This is a genomic window from Chryseobacterium ginsengisoli (assembly GCF_039542325.1).
Lineage (GTDB): Bacteria > Bacteroidota > Bacteroidia > Flavobacteriales > Weeksellaceae > Chryseobacterium > Chryseobacterium ginsengisoli.
In genome coordinates this window covers 471,937-491,024 of the sequence record NZ_BAABHX010000001.1, presented here as the reverse complement: position 1 = coordinate 491,024, position 19,088 = coordinate 471,937, and the positions used below count along the sequence as shown (strand labels likewise).

The following is a 19,088-nucleotide window of genomic DNA, read 5'->3' as shown; positions in this document are numbered from 1 at the left end:
CAAAATGAGATATGCAGACAGTATCAAAATAAGTGATACATCATCCCAAATGCTATACTGTTTGTATTCAAATGGTGGAGTACAGGTTCTTTGAAACTGCAACATCATTTTGCGTTATTAAAAGGATTTTTTCCTTCACGCATAAAAACTGTTCCCATTTTTTGGTACTGAACGGGTTGCTGTTTAACGCATACCGTATAAATCCCGCTTCCAAAGCCATTTTGCGCTCGAATAATAATTACCTCTTTTTCATCAACTCCGTTATCAATTGCTACAAATTTTTTGAGACGGTTGTTTTTGATTGGTTCTTTGAAATCTTTTGGTAAGTCACATTCTTTAGCGGCTGTTGATTCTTTCGGTTTTCCTTCTTGTGCGAAATAAAATGTTGGTAATGCGAACATTAAAGTAAAAATTAATTTTTTCATTGCAATTATTTTTGATTGTTAATAGTTGTATTTGATTTATTGTTTTTAGGAAATAGTTTTTTGTAGATGTAAATAAGTAACAGGATAACCAAAGGGAGAATTACATAAATAATATACTCCTGATGGTCGTAATATCCCCAAAGTCCAATAAAACCGTCATAAACGTAACTTCCTTTATATGTTTTATATGTAAAAGTATGGAAGGGGTAAAAATGTGATGCTGGTGAGTAATTGGTATCACATAAAGGGCAGGGTATATAATCAGGAGTGATTAGATAATATTCTTCATAGATTACAATCCCCTCCCCCCTTAAAGTATTCGTGTACATAGGATGACAATTGGTGAGATAGCTTACATATCCGATGGTATTGAATATGATCCAGAAGAATAAGAATTTTTGTTGTTTGATGCTTAATATCATTGTTTCTATTTTGTTTGATTTTGGGCAAAAAAATAAGCAAGTGGTTCTCACATGCTTTTAGTCTTGAAGGCTCGGCAAAGCCCATACCACATAAAAACAGGATAAGCCACTTGCTCGTATGAACAAGTGCGCTAAACTGTTTGCATTTTGTGGTCTTAAATGAATTTTGCCGATTCTCAAGACAAAAGCAAAAGTTTTACACTTTTATTTTTTCGTTTATGTCTTCTAAAATAGCCTGATAGCTTTTTAGATAAATTTTTCTATATCAATAATTAAACCGTTTTAAATGTTTATAGTTTGCAAAAATAGAAATTTATTTTAATCATAAAAGTTTCTATTCATAAATTCATTTGCCCTTCTAATAGATTCCTGTCTTATCCTTTCTTGTTCACTTGCGTAATTAACTTTAACTTCTTTAGGTGTTTTTATAATACCTAATGACTTTAGTCTGTATTCAACACTTTGTTTGCTCGTTCCAAAATGATTAGATAAGTAGTCTATATAAGTATGAAAATCCTTTCTATTTTGTTCTTGATGGTCAACATAAATTGTACCTTGATTCCTACTAACTCCCATTCTTCTTTGCAGCTCTATTAATCTTGCTAATATTGAAGAGTGAGGCATTAAAATTGCCGAAGCAAAGCTGTTAGCCTGCCATTCAATCCAATTCTTATCATTTTTCAATTCATATTGCTGAGTAAAGATATTGTGTACTGAATCTTTAAAATTATTGTAGACCGTTTGATTCATTTTAAGATTTCTATGTAAAATGAAATGTGCAATTTCATGCGCTAGAGTGAATGGGAAACGTTCTGTGCCAACCATTGTGTAATCTATTAAGATTTTATTGCTTTGCGAATCAAAATAACCTAACAGTTTTGTTCCGTCATTATTTAAAAGATTGACATATTCTACTTTGAGCTGATACTTCTTTTCTAAATAATTAGTTAATTGTTTTAAATCTAATTTATATGCCCCTGCCAAGATAGAGCTATCAAATTCATTCAAAAATGTATTTGCTATATTTTGTATTTGTTGTGCTGAAAATTGTTTTAGTCCTTCTATTTTTTTCGGAAGTAGCGCATTTTCAATGGTTTTTCTGATTTTCTCATCCAACTGAATGTCTTTTTCATTTTGATTCTTCAGATTATCAGTTCTATGTAAAAGGATATTGTAATCATTATCATTTACTTCAATCAGCATCATACCATAAGATTTAACAGTTTCTAATGCGCCACTTTGTAGACGATTATTAGAAACAAAAACTCCTTTTATTGCAAAGCCTTCAATTTGACTTATGTATTCTGCAAATGTAGCGACATCGCTAACAGGTACTGGACTCGTATAGTTTTTACATTCGATTAAATATAATAAGGTGGGATTCTTTGCCTTTGGCGGGGTGACTTCAATAGCTAAATCAAAAATAATATCTGCTTTTCTTCTAAAAGAATAATAGGGTTTCTTACAGTAAATTTTACAATACTTTGGTATAAGCCCCAAGTCATTATTTTTTAATGCTTGTTCAATAATGTTGTAAGATTTATCTTCAAATTCATCTCCGAGTTTTACGGTATTCATGCAATATGGTTTCTTGCAAATGTAAATACATTAAATTTTACTTCAAAATTGGGTTATTCACATTTTATGTATCGGAAGAGTACCCATATTAGACTTAGGAGGAGGGGCTAAGACGAGTTTTTGCCATACCCCCACCTTTGGAAAATCGGTCAAAAGTTTTCTGGAGGTGTAAAAACCTCAGCACTTTTTTTGAACATTTTTAGACTACAATCCAAAGTTAGAACAGGTTTGAGAGAATTTTGTACAGGCTTAAAATATTTCTTCTGTTTCATTCAAAAGTACCCTAAAATTTGCACATTTGGCATAGTTTTCGACTAATAAAAACCAACAAAAAACCCCATTAATACTACTAATATTGAATGGGGAGTGTGTAAAATAAATTTCAGTGTTCAATCAAAACTTATCTACAATGACAAAGTTACAAAATTGTTTGGAGGACTTCCAAATCTATGTCGGTACTTATGGCAAGTACAATTCAGGAAGCATTTACGGAGAATGGCTTCAATTATCAGATTATTCAAGTTATGATGAGCTTTTACAGGCTATGCAGGAACTACACCAAGATGAACAAGAACCCGAATTTATGATTCAGGATTATGAATGTAGTCAGTTCTTTATCAAACAAAAGCTAGTCAGCGAATGCCATCTTTCAGCAGATATTTACGAAATAGCCGAACAAGTCAATAGTTCAGAGTATGATTTCGAGGTTATAGAAGCCTATGCAGAGTGCATGAGTTATTATCACAAAGACGTAAGTGAACTATTAGAGAGTCTTTCAGATTCTTATTATGGCGAGTACAGTTCAGACGAGGATTTTGCGCAGACTACTTTAGAACAGGAAGGTTCAATTCCTGAAAATTTGCCCTCTTACATTTACATTGATTGGGAAGCAACAGCCCGACATTTAATGTACGATTATATAACTTCTAACGGGTACTATTTCAAAAACTAATTAAAATACTAATTTTTGCACCTTGCTTAATTGCAGGGTGCTTTATAACTGTTTAAAATATGAAAGCTAGATATATAAGAGTTTCAACAGGAGCACAGAACACAGCAAGGCAGGAAGAGAAACAAGCTAAGGGTGAAAAGGTTTTTATTGATATTGTTAGCGGTTCTACTCCCTTCAAGGATAGAGAACAGGGAAAGGAGCTAATAAAAGCAATTGAAAATAATGAAATTAATTACGTTTCGGTAAGTTCTATTGACAGGCTCGGAAGAAATCTGTATGACATTCTTACGACTTTGGAATTTTTCAAAGAAAAGGGCGTTATTCTTAAGGTAGATAATCTCGGAATAGAAAGTCTAATTAAAGGAAAAGAGAATCAAGCGTTCAAATTGATTATCTCAGTTATGGCGAATATAGCCGAAATGGAACGAGAAACCATTTTAGAACGTCAACGTGAGGGAATTGCACTTGCCAAAGCACGTGGAACTTATAAAGGGCGTGAAAAAGGTTCTACGGAAAGCATTGAAGATTTCCTTTTCAAGTACAAAGAGGTAATTAAAAACCTAAAGAAAGGAAATTCTATCAGAGATACGGCAAAAATTTGCTCGGTCAGCATAGGAACTGTTCAGAAAGTCAAAAATAATATCTGATGTAAAGAGAGTTGACCACTCAAGGAAGTTGTAATTTTCACTATCGACAGATCAGAAAGGAGGTAAAAAGAGCTGGTTTTACTATCTGGGTTTGAATCTTGCTCTTATTATTCTATATGTCTAAAATGGTACCAGGTTAAGAATTAATTTTTATTTTCTTTCGTAAACTGTAAGGTTAATTTGAATTCTCTTGCATTATTGTTGGAAAAATCATTATGCCCCCAATTTCCGACATTACTATAAGGTTTAAAGGTTAACCAAAAGTTTTGAAAATCATTATTCAAAGTAAAATCTTTTTCATCAAGGTCAGAGAAAGGAATTATAAACAACATTCTTTTACAAGTAAATTGAAATTCGCATACTGCATAAGGTAAGTTCTTATTATCATTTTTTCTTATATAATATACTAAATTTGGTTGTGTCGTGAATTGATTATAGGTGATTTGTTCGGCAATTAAAGGTAGAGATAATGTTTCAAAATCACCGTTAATCCAGTCTATTGTCTTATCGAAATGTTTCAATAAGTTCTCATCAATAACAGAAAGAAAATATTTACATAAAGATTTGTATATATTTTGAAGTACAACGGGTTTTTGGCTAACTAATTTTACATTATAATCTTCATCAGGCGTTTTCGGTCTGTCTTTTATACTTTTGAAAGTTAGTTTTAAATTATTTTCATCAGCAGCTAATTCGAAATTTTTCCCAGTAAATTTTTTATTACCCCCTTTACCTTTAATACTAAACATTGTTCTGAATAGCGAAAGATACTCTATAATATCTGATTCTATGGTTTGACCTATTCTCTTATTACAGAGGTCACATTCATCATATAAAATTAGTGTTTTGTTTCCAAGCGCCTCTGATATAGCGTGAGCTTTATTATTAAAAGTTAATGGTTCGGATTTGTTTTTGCAAAATCTACATATCCTATGATTTTTATTTTGTGTACCAATATTTACTCTATAATCTCCGAAAGTTTGCATATTATAAGTCATAATTACATCACCTAACTTCGACATTGCATCTTCATATATTGCTTCAAAATTACCTCCATTATTCTCAGCTTCCAAAAAACTTCTTAATTTTATCCTTTGTTCTGTTTCCATTTTTTGTTTAGGAAGGAAGATAAATCTTTCTCCTTTATTCAACTTTCTTAATTGAGCTAAAACTCCACTTAACTCGGGTAATTGATGCTTGTATTTTTGGACTAATGAGTAAAATTTATTTTCAAGATCTTGATTATAAATTTGAACTCCTTGGATTGTGTAAATTTCATTATCAGGATTTAATGTTGAAAATGTTAGAAATAAATCATCCAAAAAAACATTCATACTTTCCTCTGTAGAAGTACTTATTGTGAAGATAATACTGTTTTTCAAAAATAAAAATTCAACTTCGTATTTGAATATCATTAATGATTATTATTTAATATTGGCAACTATTTTTATAGGACTATCAACTGAGAATTTAGAGATTTTATAATCATCACTGAAAAATAATCCATTTATGTATCTTTTGATTGGATAAAATAAATCTTTTGGATATAATCCTCCTTGCAATGTTTTATAAGAATTAGAGATACTATAATATCCAATATGCTTTCCTCTGCCAACTCGAAGAAAGCCGATTTTACGTAAAAAATCTGTAATTCTATGCTCTTGTCTTTTACCATTTTTGTCATCTGTGATTAGAAAGTAATCTTTGATATAGAATGTTCGTATATTATCTATTGTATTATGTGAATTTACTTTATAATCTTCAAGAGTTGGTTTTTTAATATAAGAAACATCAGCAAGTATGCAAGTTGATTCGACAACATCATTTAGATTTATTATAGTATCACTAGCAATTAAAATTTTAGAAGTTTTATAAATTCCATACAGCATTTCAATAATTTCTCTTTCAGAATAATCTTTGATATTTTCGTATTTTCCGTATTTTTTGTATAATAATCCGTTGTTTTCTGGATGATCATATGCTTTATTAATTCTACTTTTTACTATCGGTTTTAATTTTTCCATATTAATTTTTTTAATTATTGTAATTGTATCTAAAGTTAATACTATGTAAATGTGGAGTTATTATATGCTATATGAGTCTCAACTCGCATTAATAATTTTTTATCATTTTTTAAGAATAATTTTTCTGCAGTATCAAACCCTTCTCTAATGCAACTTGCTAATACTTTAATGTCCCAAGGAACATCTTCATCATATATATTAATTTGGCTCGCTCTTTCAATTATTATCATTGATAATATGCCAAATCCAAAACTTAACTCTGGAAGCAATCTACTAATGAAAGATCTAACCGTGACTAAATATTTTTTATCATTCTCAGTTTTTTTACTAGGTATAAATTCATTTAGATCTAGTAAATTCATGCCTTTTACATAATTTTGAAGTATTATAGATAACACTTCCAATTTTGGTAAAGTATCTGATAGCTTTGCTTCAGCTTTTAAGCCAACGATTTTTTTAATATGGTTTAATGTCGTTGGTTTGGTAAATATTTTTTCAATAAAACGATCATTAGAACTTAACCAGTTAAAAAACCATTCTATTAATTCAATTACTGATTTAGATAAAAAACTTTCAATATCTTCATTTTCTAAGGCTTTATTCAATTCATAAATAATTGATGGTTCCAATCCTGTTTTAAGACTAATATCTTTTTGCCAAGAATCTTCTTGCGATAATTCATCTAACTCATTTCTTCTATCCAGTAATCTTCTAACTTGAAAATCAAATTTTTCTTTCTTGTTATCTATAGCAGACTTATAAGCGTAAAAAGATTTGTTTAATAAATCGCTAGTTGTTGTGTCTTGTTTACTATCAGGTTTGAAACGGTATAAAATATTTGTCTGATCTATATTTAAATATTCTAAATTTTCATGTAAAGAATCTAAAAAATATTCCAAAGGATCTTGTATTTCTAAACATTGATCTCCTTTGCAAAAAACTTCATTTTTTAATTTCCACCATCTCCCTGAAATTGTTGAGTTTTTAATAGTTATTATATCTCCTGGAATTAATATTACAGCTCCTTGTGATGATAGCCCAGCTCTTCCCGCTCTACCAGCTGCGTTTAATAATTCATGAGGTTCTACTCTTTGTCTTCTTTCCACATCTTCATCAAAACGATCATCTCCAGCAATTATCACAATTTCAGCAGGCAAATTTATTCCTTGCGCAAGAGTTGCAGTTGCTACAAGTACTGTTGAGCCATTTGAAGCTTTGAAGTAATTTTCCATGAGGTAGCGTTCAATAGGTAAAAGTAGCCCGTGATGAACACCAACTTTATTACAATCAAAAAAGTATGAGTTTTCGATATTTCCTAATTCTAATTCGAGGATCTTTATAAATCTTTTATTATTACTAATAAATTCACTGTAGCCTTTTGTATTGTCACTAAGTTTAGAAGAAATTTTAGCCGAAGTTGAATTTGTAATTCTCGGATCATCAACAAAAACAAGCGTTTTAAGACCTAATTCTGCAAAATGTATTGCTAAATTAGCGGCTATTGTATTTCTATTACTAGTGAGCTTCCACCATTTATTTACGCTAAGAAAAACATTATGCTCAAGAATTTGAGTTAAAAAATAATCATTATTCTTTTCCGTTTCCCAAATATTTTTTAAACTAAAAAAGCAATAAGGTGTCGCATTAACTTTTTTCTGTAAACTAACTGTAGGTAATTTAGTCTTCTTTAACTCTTTTTGTAAAAATATTTCATCTTTCAATTCATTTATTTTTTCTTCCGAAAAGACTAGGCATCCATGGAGTTGTCTTGTAGGTTTCCAAGTAGAATTATAAATTGAACATTCTTTTTTTGTTATTTCTTCAATCCAAGATGCAATTTCTTCGCCATTTTGTACCATAGCTGATATGAGAAGATAATCAGCTTTTGAACTTATTGTAAACAATGATAATAAACAATACATTGCATCAATTGATCTCCTGTCTTTTTTTATATCTGCCCCATGAATTAAATGAAATTCATCAAAAACTACTAATCCAACATCATTAAAATAATCAGTATTAGTGTTCATAAGTGTTAGGCATCGCTCTGGTGTCATTACTAAGATAGGGATATCATTATTTTCTGGAAAATCTGTGAATTCCCCTCCAAGCTCAATGTTTATTGGATCAAACTCATTAAATAAAGATTTTAAATTTTTATTTACTTGATCTTCTAAGGCATGTGTTGGAACTAAATAAATCACTTTTTTTCCTAAGAATATGTTAGATGCAATTTTTAATTCAGATAATGTGGATTTACCTGCACCAGTTGGAAGTGTTAATACTACAGATTTTCCAAAATCTAAAAAATTAGCGTTTATAATTTCCTTATGATTCTCCCACAAAAATGGACGGTCTTTGGCTAATTTCTCTAAAAATTGCTGCCAAACAATTGAATCTATACCTTCTGGCGGTGGTATATTTATAATTGCATTATTGAAGATAGTAAGTTCTAACATTTTCAATAACTTTGCGAGTCTATATGGACCTGAAAAGACACTTTTTTGATTATAAAACTTTTCGTTTGAAGTTGATAATTCAATTACATTATCAAAATGATTATTAACTGTCTCAGTATCTTGTCCAACTAACTTTTTTATAATAAATATAATACCTAAACCTAGTTCTCGCCAAAGATAATTAAGGGCAATTTCTAAAGTATCAGTGTCCTGGTTGATTTCTTCTTCACTAAAATTTATACTGAGAGTATCTAATAATTTTCCTGTTGCTAATGAAAAAATGCAATTGACTAACTTCTGTTGAATTAAATTTTCAGTATTAAATTCTCTCATAGAATGGGCTGTTTCAGCTGCATCAGCTTGACTATTTCCAATTAAAAATAGAATAGTGGAAGCAATGTATGTTGATATTGAGTCTATTTCTAAAAGATTATCTTCAGAATCATTTATTAATCCCATCTTATGGATAAGACTATTTGCAGTTGCCGCAACAAAGGCTACAGATTCTTTTTGATCCCTAGCATTATCAGTTAGTAAGATGGTTTCTAAATTATTAGCTAATTTACGAAGTAATATCAAACTTGATACTAAACTTTCGTTTTGAAAGTCAATTGTACCATCAACAACTTGCCTTCTTAAACTGACTACCTGTGCATAAATCCTAGTCAATTCTTGAGGTAATCTTTCAATATCTATATCGCCAATAAGAGGGATATTCTCTTGGTATAATGTCGCTCCATAACGTCTATGTGGGCTATCTCCTGTTACACAAGTATCATATCCTTTGAAAAGTTTTTTTCTTTTTTTAGGTACTTCATCATAGGTGTCATTTCTGTTTATTCCTAATCTGTATTTTCTTAGAGCACTTTCATAAATTTCATTATTATTAGCTTCTAAAATTTGACCATCATTCAAGTTCTCAATAAGTGCTGAAATTCGACTAACAAGTTTATTATTAAATATGCCTTTTTCAAATTTTTCAAATTCTTTCCAAACTTCAGGTATTATAACCCTATGATTAATTGTGCATTTGTCTTCTGTTATTATTATGGATTGAATTTTTGAATTTTCATCCAATGTTATTGCTATACCGTCTAATCCATGTTGTGCAGGTGCATCATGTGGTTGTTGACAATAAAATACAGTATCCTTATATTCGTGGAATAGAGCTAGCCAAGAAATAATTTGAAATACCCAACCATCTCTCTTTTCAATATCTTTATCATTTTTTCCAGTTCTATCAAGTTTTTGAATGGCAAGATCAATATCAGTAGATTGATTTACTAGTGGCAAGGTTGAAAGAGTTCTTATTATTCTTTTAACGTGAGAATAATGTCCCAGTATAATTTTTCCCACATATTCAGCTAATAACTCTTCATTGTTGATTTCAAATTCTTTGTCAAAGACTAATGGTAGACAATCGTTATCTATGAGATTAAATGGCATTTTTTGCTTTCAGGTTTTGGTTAGTTTATACAAATATATAAATTCCTAAGTATTATGAATTTAAGGTTACTTTTTATTATATTGAATTTTTAAAACTTTTTGAGAGGAAATTTGAGATTATTAAATAATTGATTCTATATTGTTACTATTAATTATAAACTATTGATAATCATAATTAACTATTTATGAAGCGGAAAGTAATTTTTCTTTTCTTTTAGTTTATTTTATTTGATTATCAGTAATTTATATAAAATTTATTTTCATATATTATCTTTTGTTTTTATATTTGGTACACCCTATGTACACCTCCAAATATTTTACTTATGCTAATAACATTAAAACAAAAGAAACTTAAAGATGGAAGAGTAAGTCTTTATCTTGAATACTACAAAGGTTCAAGTATCGGTATTGATGGAAAGCGTATCCACATCAGTAAATATAAACTATAAATTATGAATAAAATTTCATATGGATTAGATTTATACGTAGTTGTACTTCCAACTCCAATATCATAAAATTTTATATCCTAAATTATTATGGAACGTGCAAAAAAACATCTACAAAATGAAACGATAAGCTTGATTTCCACAATTGATAGTGACGAGTCCTAAATAAGTTGACAAGTTATTTTAGGACGAAATACTGATTAAAAATAGAGTTTCGACGTTTGCAGAAGTTAATTTTTTTTGTCAACAAAATATCACTCATTATTGTACTTATAGTTTTATTTATTCTCACAGATTGTAAGCCCTTGCGTTATAAAATCTCCATAAGATATCTTCAGTCCTGACCATTTCGGATCATCAAGCCAAATCTCCTCAATCTTACTGATTGATGAGTCATTATGTGAAGCTCCTTTTGCTGAGCCATTTAGGGCATAGATTTTACCATCGTTTGTCCTTCCATAAATCTCTTTGTAACCTGAACAATATACCTCAATCTCATCGACAGAGAATGGCCATTCACCAACATAGTCCTGCTTAGTGAACTTAAGTGTATTTTTTTCCACGGGTGCACTGCAAGATAAAATTAACAAAAGAACTGAAAATAAAAATATTTTTTTCATAGATAAAGATATATTGTTTACAAAAGTAGGGACAACAATGGATATCAAATTACGGGTTTCCGTAAAGATATCCAATCCTGATTTTTTTTGTATCAAATCATTTTTTGACTTCGGGAATAAAATGATAATACCTTATTCTTAGATAGGGCCTTATTCTCTAAAACTTTTATTTTTTGATTGTTCAAAAACTTCTAAACTTACCATCAGAAATAACAAGGCGCCAAAATAATTCTTGTCTACTGTAAAAAATGAGGTAAATTAGACTGAATGCAATTTGAGAGATTGCAGTTGTTAATTATCTAAAAAATAATCAATAAGTTACCTTACAAAAATCTAATGAGGAAAAGAAATTATATTATCATAGGAATTTTGACGCTTATCACTTTATTAGTCGTTGGAAGTATCATCGTGCTTGACGGATTGAGCAGTATGGGAAACCCAAATGGAAGCAGGGCACCTGATTATCCTTATTTTATTACAACAAAATCTCTAATAGTCAAAAATATAACAATACCCAAAGGAACAAAACTGACTTATGAAGAACAGTTTTTCAGAGAAGGGAGACAAGACAGGATACTGAATGAAAAAAAACTTACAGATATAGAGCTGCCAAAAGGAGAAACAATCAACTGGGGTGGTGTGCCAGTATATATGATCAGAAAATTTTTCAATTCTGAGATGAAAGGATATTCGGTCTACGCAGATTTTGGCAAACTGAGCGATGATAAAAGAAGCAAATTTTCAGAAATGTGGCAGAGTTGTGGCGGGGAATTAGGCGTTTTGGTGAAAAATACGGAGGACTGGACCTTTGACGCAAAAAATATTACTGATATTTCAGATTGCAGTGTGACTTATCAGCGTTTTTTTAAGGAAGATATCCAGCAACAACGTTTTCTTGACAAACTCTTAAGTGAAATTAAAAAAAATGTTAAAAACCAAACTAAATGAAAAATAGGTATCTATGCTCCCTGTTCATATTAATTTCAATTCCAATGAATTTATTGGCTCAAAGTATCAAGAATAAAGACCATTTTACTTATCAGGTAAGGGAAGAAAGCGGAGATTTGAATAATGATGGCAAGATGGATAAAATAACGGTAAAAATGGATACTGTAGATGAAACAAGACCATTGAGATTACAAATTTTCCTGTCTCGGCCTAACGGAAAATTAACGTTAGCCGTATCGTCAAACAAGATTATCGAACCGCAATATCCTGTTGAAAAACAAGGGGAATTCAATGGCTGTCAAATTCCTGATTTCTTTATTGAAAAAGGGATTTTAAAAATGTGGAGTGAAATTAAAGGTGGAAATATTACCTACGACTTCAAATATAACAATGGTAATTTTGAATTAATACATGTAAATAAGCTCACTAATAATGCAACCGAAGGTTACACTAATGAAAATACCATATTTACAGAAACTAAATTTGATCTGGTTACCGGCATCAGAACTGAAACTGATGAAATATTAGGTTCAGCCAAACCATCGAAAGTGAGAAAAAAAAGAGTTTTAATCAGACCGCTCCCTAAAATCCAGGATTTCAAATTTTCGGATAAAGAATTATATTAGGGACTAAATGATCGTACCAAACCAAATTATATATACAATGAAAAGTATCATCATTCTACTTATTTTTCCGTTGCTGATGTCTTGTCAGACTAATAGTTCTGACCTTGAAAAATTATCTTTTCCAGTAGACATTTCAGCCATTGAGAAAAAATATGAACTTGATAAAAACAGCGATCTTTCAGGCATTATTGTTTACAACATTACCGATCCTGCATTGCTGCAATTCTCGGGATATTCTTTTTCCGGAACGCTTAACAGACAGGATCCCTCTATGTTGTCCACTAATTATGTGTCTTTTTACGAGAACAGGACAACAAATAAGGTAAATGCCTACAGGCTGGAAATAAAAACAACTCAAAAAGCGGGGGAGTTTGAGAAACTGTTGGAAAAGAAATTTGGAAAAGCTGATTTTTATTATCGAGATCCGGAATTTTCGTACAGGGTGTGGAATGCCGGCAATAAGCTTTATCTATTCGAAACCAACAATACGGGGAAATACAACAATGAAAAATTCAAATCTTGTAGTTTGTATGTTGTAGCTGATGGAGATAAATTATTAAACGATTATTTTATTTCAGGAGGTTTTCAATATTACGGAGATTATCTTCGGGAGAAAAACAAACCTGAACATAAAGGAAAAAAATACACGTATAGAAATTTTGTAGATGAAAAGGAAAAAGATGACGGTAAGAATTCATTCTACGTAAAAGATTATGTAAAATAATCTCATACTTATCAACTTCTTTTTGTTGGAATTTTATTTCACTTGTCTGGCTTAGTTTTTTACGATTTCATCGAGACCGGAGCTCAAAAGCGAAGTGCACTGTTAGGAATGAAATCTGGTACACACTTTTAGCGAAATCCCCAATTAATCTTACAAAACGGTTTTAATTGTGAAAAAAATTTACAAAAGTAAATTTTTTGATATAATATTTTACTAATTTAAGAGAATATAAAAATTAGAAAATTTTACAAATAAACCAAATTCTATTATTATGAAAAATTTAAAAATTCTGTCAAGAAAAGAACTGAAAGCAATTGAAGGAGCTGCATCTATTTCAAAATGTCCTCCTGGAAAATACTATTGTCCTGAAGCTGATGTATGTGTAGCAATTAATGCAGAATGCTATATTATAGTACCAGATATACCGATAGAAGGATAATTAAACTTTAGTTTAAGTACTATTGCGTAATTGTTTAATTCTCTTAACCGCGACGTGGAGAACCTAAAACAAACTAAAAGCCATCTACAAGATGGCTTTTAAATTTACAATTAATATAATCATTAATAAATTTAAAGAACACAGGTTTGTGCAGTATATCACCCGATCTTTATCAATATAAAAAAATCCTGCATATTTGAATCTTAAAAAAAACACGATCAAACTTTTGATCGTGCTTTAGACTAAACTATATTTTTACATTTATGAAATTTATCCATATTTGCTCTCTGTCTCTATATTTCTCAAAATTTTGCAGCATAAATTCCTGATTATAATCTATTTGTTGAGTGAAATACAATTTTCCGTTTAGATAAACTTTAATTTTTTTGCTTCTATCAATCATCTCTGGGGAAAGTTTAATAGAAAAAGATTGTATACGAGAGGTCTCAATATAGAAAATATTGTTTTCATACTTTGCCTTTATTTTTCCTGATTTTCTTTTGAGATCAAAGGCGTCCTTATTAACTTTTTTGACAATCAAACTGTCGTCTTTATCATAATCGATCCAGCTCGTTATTTTAAAATTCAATTCCTGATGCCAAGGAGCTTTTAATTTTAGAGTATCAAGTTTTATATCAGATATCCAATCGATATTGCCATACTTTTCATCATCAAATTCCCAAGAAATCTCTTTAGGGAAAAGATTTCTTTTTCTGTTCACTAGATCTTTAAAAAGTATTTGAAATGCAGGTTCAGATTCCCCAAATTGAGGAAACCAATGAGGAAACCCATTGTATCGATAGTCTTTATAATCTGCCGCTATTCCTTTCATCAGCTTTGTAAGGTCGTCGTTGGCATTGGGAGGATAATAATAATCTTTGTCCGTAGAGAAATTAATGAAAGATCGATTTTTGATATTCTCCACAAAAGTTCCTCCGGTGAAAACTTTAGGATAAGTATTAAATCCGTAAAAACCGGCAAATTGTGTAGGCTGCTTCATTAAATAAGAGAAAGAACCTGTTGCTCCGTTGGAATGCCCGGAAATAAAAACCTTACTGTCGTCAATATTGATTGCTGTTTTGATTTGTTTCAGCATTTCCGGTATCATAAAAAAGCCGTCATCCGGGGTCATCCAGTTGTACTTTTCACCTCCTTTCGGAAATACCAATATTACATCATTAATATCTGCATATTTGGTATAAAATCTGTTCCAGCCGCCTAAATTTTCCTGAACCATCTGATAATCTGACAGGACATTGCTACGAACAGCACCGTGCAGAAAAAAGAGTAGGGGATATTTATTTTGAGGATTGTAATTTTTGGGTAAATGGATAAGATAAGAAGTTGTCGCAGAATCATTTACTTTGAATGTAATAGAATAATTCTGTTGGTTTTTAGATAAATATGGGTTGTGATTTTTTATCTTTTCATACAGCATTTTCCCATTTGGGATTTTATCAAAAAAATAACTCTTTATTTTGAAAAATTCATCTTCAATTTTAATTAATTTTTTGTGAAATTTTTCTCTGTCTTTTATAGCATTTTGTTTTAAAACATTCCATCTGGGATCTAGAAGCAAATTTTTATATTCACTTTGTGCGGATTCTCCAATTATATAACTCCAACCGGCAACTCCGTCCTCATCGGGCTGCATTTTTGCTAACGGAATAATGTATTTGAAAGCTTTATCATAATCGTTCAACTCTGAAGCAATAACAGAAGATTTGTAAAGCCCGGTTCCATCGATGCTGTCAGGATATATTTTAAAAGCCTCTTCATACATATCCAATGCTTTTTTGTAACCGGCTTCATCTTTTGATTTCCACATGGTTTCCAATGCCTTTTGTGTCAATGCTGAATAATTCTCTTGTCCGTTGACGAGAAGAGTGATTAAAAGCAGACTCAATGATATAATATATTTCATAAAACTTAAAATTTGATGAAACAAAATTATAGATAAGAATCTGCAGAAACTTGTAAAAATGGAACATTGCCAATTATGATGGCAATCGCCAGAATGTGCCCTGCGTGCCTATAACGGTTCCCTTGTCAAAGAAGCTTTTAGGGGAATTCTCGGTAAGATTTTTGTAGATTTTATTAAGGTGTGATTGGTCGTTGTAATTAAACTCATGAGCAAGTTCAGTAAAGTTTCTTTTTGGCTCTTCAAATAATTTATTATTTACTGTTCTTCTAAAGAGTACTATTTCGTGAAATTTTTTAGCGGAAATTCCCAGTTGCGATTGAAAAGTCCTACTGAGGTGCTGTCTGCTTATTCCGATAGTAGCAGAAAGATCTGCAACGGAAAAATTCTCACAATTATTAAAGATATATTGAATAGATCGATCCAAAATAGAATTCTCAAAATGTTTAAATCTCTTTTCTAAAAATCTGTCCAGTGAATCTGTTAAGATTTCAGAATTTATTGTTGAGAATATTTGGCTAAGCTCATTTTGTGTGAAGAAGTTAAAAGTTGTAATATAACCTGTAAAATTGAGGTCTTTGAAAAACTGTTGAATTCCTAAGGGATGAAACACGATTACAATTCGATAGACTTTTCCTATCTGCTTTACATTGAGAAGTTTCTGACGGATAGGTGTGAAGATCTGTAAGGCTTTTGCATTATTCTCAAAAATAATTTCTCCATTTTCAGATCGGAGATGAGATTTATAAAGTGATATTGTGTTATTAAAATGAGGGAAGCACTGAAATTCGTTGATGTGATTACTTGGTTTTATATCTAAATAATAATAATCCACATATTTTTTTATCAATACGTTTTTGGGTTTGAAGGTTTCAAATATTTCTTCCATCGTAAATACGGTAAATCTCACTTATAAAAATACATATTCTAATTCAATATAAGAACGTCATAAAAAAGCATTAAAATATTATCTTATTGGGATCATATTAAATATAACAATGAATTTTACCACTATTCACTTTAATGTCGATAAGATACGCCAATGAAATAATGTTTTGCTGCAGTATTCTGTATTCCGTAATTCATCCCGGCATCGAGTTTAAAATCTTTTGCAACGTCTATCTGAATCGCAGCATTAATATAGTTTGACAATTGATGAGCCTTGAAATCGTAAGTATAATACGTTTCGGCTATTCCGTCAATTCCTTTAAATAACGGATGACTGATTGTTAATGTCTGCAAAAATTCAGTATGCATTGCGGGTTGATCTAGATCTTTGAGCCGATCAACTTCTACTTGCAGTCCAAGTTTCCATTCATCGGGGAATTTGTAGGACATCGGTACAATCAGACCCCCTTCAAAGCGACTTTCTTCATCATATTTCGAAGTCGGAAATTTAACGTAAGGTAACACAGCAAGCGCAAAATTCCCGTGGTCATTTCCTATTAAATTTTGTTTAATCCTTAGTGTTACATCACCAATTCCATCAGTTGTTGTTACTGAACCTGAACCAATTTCCGTTTCTTTTTGTCTACCATAGCTCTGCCAACCTATCTGTATTGCCGTACTTCCTGTAATTCCAATTTTAAGGTTGGCTTGATTGATTAATAATGTGCTTGTCTTTAGTAAGTCTGATTTTTCGTTTATAAGTCTGACTAAGTCCGTTTCATATTGCAAATGTCCAGCATCAACTGTATAAGGAGATTCAGTAACATCGGGGCGGTCTGTTTCCATTTCTCTCATGAGCGCACGCGGAACTGGCTTAAAAAGAGAATAATTTTTAATTGAGTCCTGTTGTGCAAAACATATTCCTGGTAAAAATATTGCACTCAAGATTAGTTTTAAGAAAAATTGACAGATATTCATGGTTTTTATTTTAGGTTTTTAAAAGGTAATCATCAAATAATCACAATAATTAAAAGACCCGGGATCGAGAAATTGCGTTGTAGGCTAAACTTGCTGCTTCAGTAACTAAATCCCGTGCACTCCAGTCTTTATATATTCCTTTTAGTATTTCCCAAAAATTGTTTAGTGTTTTCATAGTTAATTTGTTTAAGATGGTAGGTATAAGAATCAAGTTTATAACCAAATGGCCTTTTAGTGTGTATATATTTAAAATGACCTTATAGTTATATCGTCATATATAAATTTGTTTATAAAAACACATTTTTTGATTAATACAAAAAAATTCATCCAAGAATAAGACCAATATTATAGGAAAATTGAATTGTGGTACTTTTATTTAATACTTAGATGCTTCTACACTTATTAATAACTACCGTATATCTTGATTATAATAGTTTATTGCCTTTGACCTTATGATGAAAATCCAACGCTTCATTCGCTTCCCTGATCTAATCAAGAAGAAACAGTAAGCTAAATAGTAGGATTATATTTTCTTTCATTAATATTATTAATAATATCATCAATAGCTTTTTTTTAGATTCTTCAGGCATGGTATATACATATACAAATCGGAAAGCAATATTATCTTTCATAGAATTTAATATTGAAAAGGCTGAATTTTCATTTGGATTCTTTGATGAATATGTAATTATGACTCCATCCTTCAAACTTGCAAGATTAATATTTAAATTGGGTTCAGGTCAACTTCGCTAATTCTATCTACACCCTAATTGAAACATATACACTAAGTATCACGATACTTTTGGGGACACCGAAGTCAATGGGTTGGTGTTTAATCATCAATTCAATGTAAGTCTCCCTAAAAACTGGACAAATTATAATCCTAAAATTAACGAGAAAAACAATTAATTTTAGGATATGAGAACAAGTAAATTTACAGACAGCCAAATTTTGGCAATTTTGAAAGAATATGAGTCGGGGCGGACCGCAAAGGAATTTTCTTGAAAATATGGTTTCCACTACCAAACCTTTCCCGATTGGAAAAAGAAATTTGGTGGAATAACTTCTACAAAAGAACTTCAGAAAATTAAGGAATTGGAATCTGAGAACAATCGTTTGAAGAAGAGGTTTGCCAATTTGAGCTTGGAACATGAAGCTCTGAAAGACGTTTTATCAGAAAAATGATAAAGCCTGCTACTAAGCGAGAAGTAGTGAATTATCTTGTGTCAGAATATCCGATAAACATTCGGCAGGCGTGTAAATTTTTGAATTTGGAAAGAAGCAGTTACTATTATCAGTCCCAAAGAAAGGAAGACGCGGGACTAATTGGTTGCCTGAATGAACTTTCGGAGAAACATCCAAGCTATGGATTCAAAAAAATGTTTCATAGTCTTAGGAATCAAGGTTTTTTCTGGAATCACAAAAAAGTATATAGAATTTACAAAAAATCAGGACTGGAACCTTTTGAGAAAACGCAGGAGAAGACTGGCTTCAAGGGAAAGGGAAAATTTATAAGTTCCGAGCCAATATAATGAGGTTTGGAGC

At 30.9% G+C, this 19,088-nt stretch carries 18 protein-coding genes and 1 pseudogene; 9 read left to right on the top strand and 10 right to left on the bottom strand.

Going from position 1 to position 19,088, the window contains the following annotated elements; all coding sequences use genetic code 11:
• Nucleotides 1–104: 104 nt before the first annotated feature.
• From ABD940_RS02285 to ABD940_RS02275, 3 genes are all read right to left on the bottom strand, one after another.
• A complete protein-coding gene (locus ABD940_RS02285; protein ID WP_345200048.1) occupies nucleotides 105–425 on the bottom strand; it encodes a hypothetical protein in 321 nt (106 codons plus the stop codon).
• Between the two features lie 5 nt (nucleotides 426–430).
• On the bottom strand, nucleotides 431–847 hold the full coding sequence (locus ABD940_RS02280; protein WP_345200046.1) for a hypothetical protein: 417 nt from the start codon (nucleotides 845–847) through the stop codon (nucleotides 431–433).
• A 318-nt stretch (nucleotides 848–1,165) separates the two neighbouring features.
• Complete coding sequence (locus tag ABD940_RS02275; protein WP_345200044.1) at nucleotides 1,166–2,425, bottom strand: ImmA/IrrE family metallo-endopeptidase; 1,260 nt, start codon at nucleotides 2,423–2,425, stop codon at nucleotides 1,166–1,168.
• 409 nt (nucleotides 2,426–2,834) lie between these two features.
• On the opposite strand from ABD940_RS02275, the gene ABD940_RS02270 reads away from it, so the two are divergent.
• Together ABD940_RS02270 and ABD940_RS02265 are read left to right on the top strand one after the other, a co-directional pair.
• Nucleotides 2,835–3,377 carry an antirestriction protein ArdA gene (locus ABD940_RS02270; RefSeq protein ID WP_345200042.1) on the top strand — a complete coding sequence of 181 codons (543 nt, stop codon included), beginning with the start codon at nucleotides 2,835–2,837 and terminating at the stop codon, nucleotides 3,375–3,377.
• Between the two features lie 59 nt (nucleotides 3,378–3,436).
• Entirely contained in the window at nucleotides 3,437–4,024 is a 588-nt protein-coding gene (locus ABD940_RS02265) for a recombinase family protein (RefSeq protein ID WP_345200041.1), read from the top strand.
• Between the two features lie 143 nt (nucleotides 4,025–4,167).
• Here the strand turns inward: ABD940_RS02265 and ABD940_RS02260 are convergent, their stop codons facing one another.
• From ABD940_RS02260 to ABD940_RS02250, 3 genes are read right to left on the bottom strand one after another with little or no spacing between them, the layout of a single operon-like run.
• Nucleotides 4,168–5,439, bottom strand: a complete 1,272-nt coding sequence (locus tag ABD940_RS02260; protein WP_345200039.1) for a hypothetical protein — start codon at nucleotides 5,437–5,439, stop codon at nucleotides 4,168–4,170.
• Between the two features lie 9 nt (nucleotides 5,440–5,448).
• Nucleotides 5,449–6,048 (bottom strand): hypothetical protein, encoded by a 600-nt coding sequence (locus ABD940_RS02255; protein ID WP_345200038.1) that lies wholly within the window; start codon nucleotides 6,046–6,048, stop codon nucleotides 5,449–5,451.
• A gap of 41 nt (nucleotides 6,049–6,089) precedes the next feature.
• Nucleotides 6,090–9,953, bottom strand: coding sequence for a DEAD/DEAH box helicase (locus ABD940_RS02250; RefSeq protein WP_345200037.1), 3,864 nt, complete (start codon nucleotides 9,951–9,953; stop codon nucleotides 6,090–6,092).
• A gap of 323 nt (nucleotides 9,954–10,276) precedes the next feature.
• Here ABD940_RS02250 and ABD940_RS02245 point away from each other — a divergent pair, with 323 nt between their 5' ends.
• A complete protein-coding gene (locus tag ABD940_RS02245) occupies nucleotides 10,277–10,402 on the top strand; it encodes a hypothetical protein (RefSeq protein ID WP_345200035.1) in 126 nt (41 codons plus the stop codon).
• A 275-nt stretch (nucleotides 10,403–10,677) separates the two neighbouring features.
• Here the strand turns inward: ABD940_RS02245 and ABD940_RS02240 are convergent, their stop codons facing one another.
• Entirely contained in the window at nucleotides 10,678–11,019 is a 342-nt protein-coding gene (locus ABD940_RS02240) for a DUF2511 domain-containing protein (RefSeq protein WP_345200034.1), read from the bottom strand.
• Nucleotides 11,020–11,355: 336 nt separating this feature from the next.
• Here ABD940_RS02240 and ABD940_RS02235 point away from each other — a divergent pair, with 336 nt between their 5' ends.
• The 4 genes from ABD940_RS02235 (at nucleotide 11,356) to ABD940_RS02220 (ending at nucleotide 13,756) form a co-directional block, all read left to right on the top strand.
• Nucleotides 11,356–11,967, top strand: coding sequence for a YfcZ/YiiS family protein (locus tag ABD940_RS02235; RefSeq protein ID WP_345200033.1), 612 nt, complete (start codon nucleotides 11,356–11,358; stop codon nucleotides 11,965–11,967).
• Nucleotides 11,964–12,593, top strand: a complete 630-nt coding sequence (locus tag ABD940_RS02230; protein ID WP_345200032.1) for a hypothetical protein — start codon at nucleotides 11,964–11,966, stop codon at nucleotides 12,591–12,593. The genes ABD940_RS02235 and ABD940_RS02230 overlap by 4 nt, the downstream gene beginning before the upstream one ends.
• A gap of 37 nt (nucleotides 12,594–12,630) precedes the next feature.
• Complete coding sequence (locus ABD940_RS02225; protein ID WP_345200031.1) at nucleotides 12,631–13,317, top strand: hypothetical protein; 687 nt, start codon at nucleotides 12,631–12,633, stop codon at nucleotides 13,315–13,317.
• A gap of 271 nt (nucleotides 13,318–13,588) precedes the next feature.
• Nucleotides 13,589–13,756, top strand: coding sequence for a bacteriocin-like protein (locus tag ABD940_RS02220; protein ID WP_345200030.1), 168 nt, complete (start codon nucleotides 13,589–13,591; stop codon nucleotides 13,754–13,756).
• Between the two features lie 247 nt (nucleotides 13,757–14,003).
• Here ABD940_RS02220 and ABD940_RS02215 read toward each other — a convergent pair whose 3' ends face one another.
• From ABD940_RS02215 to ABD940_RS02205, 3 genes are all read right to left on the bottom strand, one after another.
• On the bottom strand, nucleotides 14,004–15,680 hold the full coding sequence (locus ABD940_RS02215; protein ID WP_345200029.1) for an alpha/beta hydrolase-fold protein: 1,677 nt from the start codon (nucleotides 15,678–15,680) through the stop codon (nucleotides 14,004–14,006).
• 73 nt (nucleotides 15,681–15,753) lie between these two features.
• Complete coding sequence (locus ABD940_RS02210) at nucleotides 15,754–16,566, bottom strand: helix-turn-helix domain-containing protein (protein ID WP_345200028.1); 813 nt, start codon at nucleotides 16,564–16,566, stop codon at nucleotides 15,754–15,756.
• Nucleotides 16,567–16,697: 131 nt separating this feature from the next.
• Complete coding sequence (locus ABD940_RS02205) at nucleotides 16,698–17,543, bottom strand: transporter (RefSeq protein ID WP_345200027.1); 846 nt, start codon at nucleotides 17,541–17,543, stop codon at nucleotides 16,698–16,700.
• Nucleotides 17,544–18,563: 1,020 nt separating this feature from the next.
• Between ABD940_RS02205 and ABD940_RS22875 the strand changes: the two are divergent.
• Both ABD940_RS22875 and ABD940_RS22870 read left to right on the top strand, forming a co-directional pair.
• Nucleotides 18,564–18,728, top strand: a pseudogene (locus ABD940_RS22875) (IS3 family transposase); the annotation flags it as partial.
• On the top strand, nucleotides 18,725–19,075 hold the full coding sequence (locus tag ABD940_RS22870; RefSeq protein ID WP_425550346.1) for an IS3 family transposase: 351 nt from the start codon (nucleotides 18,725–18,727) through the stop codon (nucleotides 19,073–19,075). The pseudogene ABD940_RS22875 and the gene ABD940_RS22870, both read left to right, overlap by 4 nt.
• The last annotated feature ends 13 nt before the right edge of the window (nucleotides 19,076–19,088 follow it).

What these genes read in the sequence shown, in the direction of transcription:
- ABD940_RS02245 (WP_345200035.1), top strand. Translation starts at nt 10,277, where the DNA reads ATGCTAATAACATTAAAACAAAAGAAACTTAAAGATGGAAGAGTAAGT.
- ABD940_RS02265 (WP_345200041.1), top strand. Translation starts at nt 3,437, where the DNA reads ATGAAAGCTAGATATATAAGAGTTTCAACAGGAGCACAGAACACAGCA.
- ABD940_RS02235 (WP_345200033.1), top strand. Translation starts at nt 11,356, where the DNA reads ATGAGGAAAAGAAATTATATTATCATAGGAATTTTGACGCTTATCACT.
- ABD940_RS02280 (WP_345200046.1), bottom strand. Translation starts at nt 847, where the DNA reads ATGATATTAAGCATCAAACAACAAAAATTCTTATTCTTCTGGATCATA.
- ABD940_RS02255 (WP_345200038.1), bottom strand. Translation starts at nt 6,048, where the DNA reads ATGGAAAAATTAAAACCGATAGTAAAAAGTAGAATTAATAAAGCATAT.
- ABD940_RS02215 (WP_345200029.1), bottom strand. Translation starts at nt 15,680, where the DNA reads ATGAAATATATTATATCATTGAGTCTGCTTTTAATCACTCTTCTCGTC.
- ABD940_RS02270 (WP_345200042.1), top strand. Translation starts at nt 2,835, where the DNA reads ATGACAAAGTTACAAAATTGTTTGGAGGACTTCCAAATCTATGTCGGT.
- ABD940_RS02260 (WP_345200039.1), bottom strand. Translation starts at nt 5,439, where the DNA reads ATGATATTCAAATACGAAGTTGAATTTTTATTTTTGAAAAACAGTATT.
- ABD940_RS02230 (WP_345200032.1), top strand. Translation starts at nt 11,964, where the DNA reads ATGAAAAATAGGTATCTATGCTCCCTGTTCATATTAATTTCAATTCCA.
- ABD940_RS02210 (WP_345200028.1), bottom strand. Translation starts at nt 16,566, where the DNA reads ATGGAAGAAATATTTGAAACCTTCAAACCCAAAAACGTATTGATAAAA.
- ABD940_RS22870 (WP_425550346.1), top strand. Translation starts at nt 18,725, where the DNA reads ATGATAAAGCCTGCTACTAAGCGAGAAGTAGTGAATTATCTTGTGTCA.
- ABD940_RS02240 (WP_345200034.1), bottom strand. Translation starts at nt 11,019, where the DNA reads ATGAAAAAAATATTTTTATTTTCAGTTCTTTTGTTAATTTTATCTTGC.
- ABD940_RS02275 (WP_345200044.1), bottom strand. Translation starts at nt 2,425, where the DNA reads ATGAATACCGTAAAACTCGGAGATGAATTTGAAGATAAATCTTACAAC.
- ABD940_RS02225 (WP_345200031.1), top strand. Translation starts at nt 12,631, where the DNA reads ATGAAAAGTATCATCATTCTACTTATTTTTCCGTTGCTGATGTCTTGT.
- ABD940_RS02250 (WP_345200037.1), bottom strand. Translation starts at nt 9,953, where the DNA reads ATGCCATTTAATCTCATAGATAACGATTGTCTACCATTAGTCTTTGAC.
- ABD940_RS02205 (WP_345200027.1), bottom strand. Translation starts at nt 17,543, where the DNA reads ATGAATATCTGTCAATTTTTCTTAAAACTAATCTTGAGTGCAATATTT.
- ABD940_RS02285 (WP_345200048.1), bottom strand. Translation starts at nt 425, where the DNA reads ATGAAAAAATTAATTTTTACTTTAATGTTCGCATTACCAACATTTTAT.
- ABD940_RS02220 (WP_345200030.1), top strand. Translation starts at nt 13,589, where the DNA reads ATGAAAAATTTAAAAATTCTGTCAAGAAAAGAACTGAAAGCAATTGAA.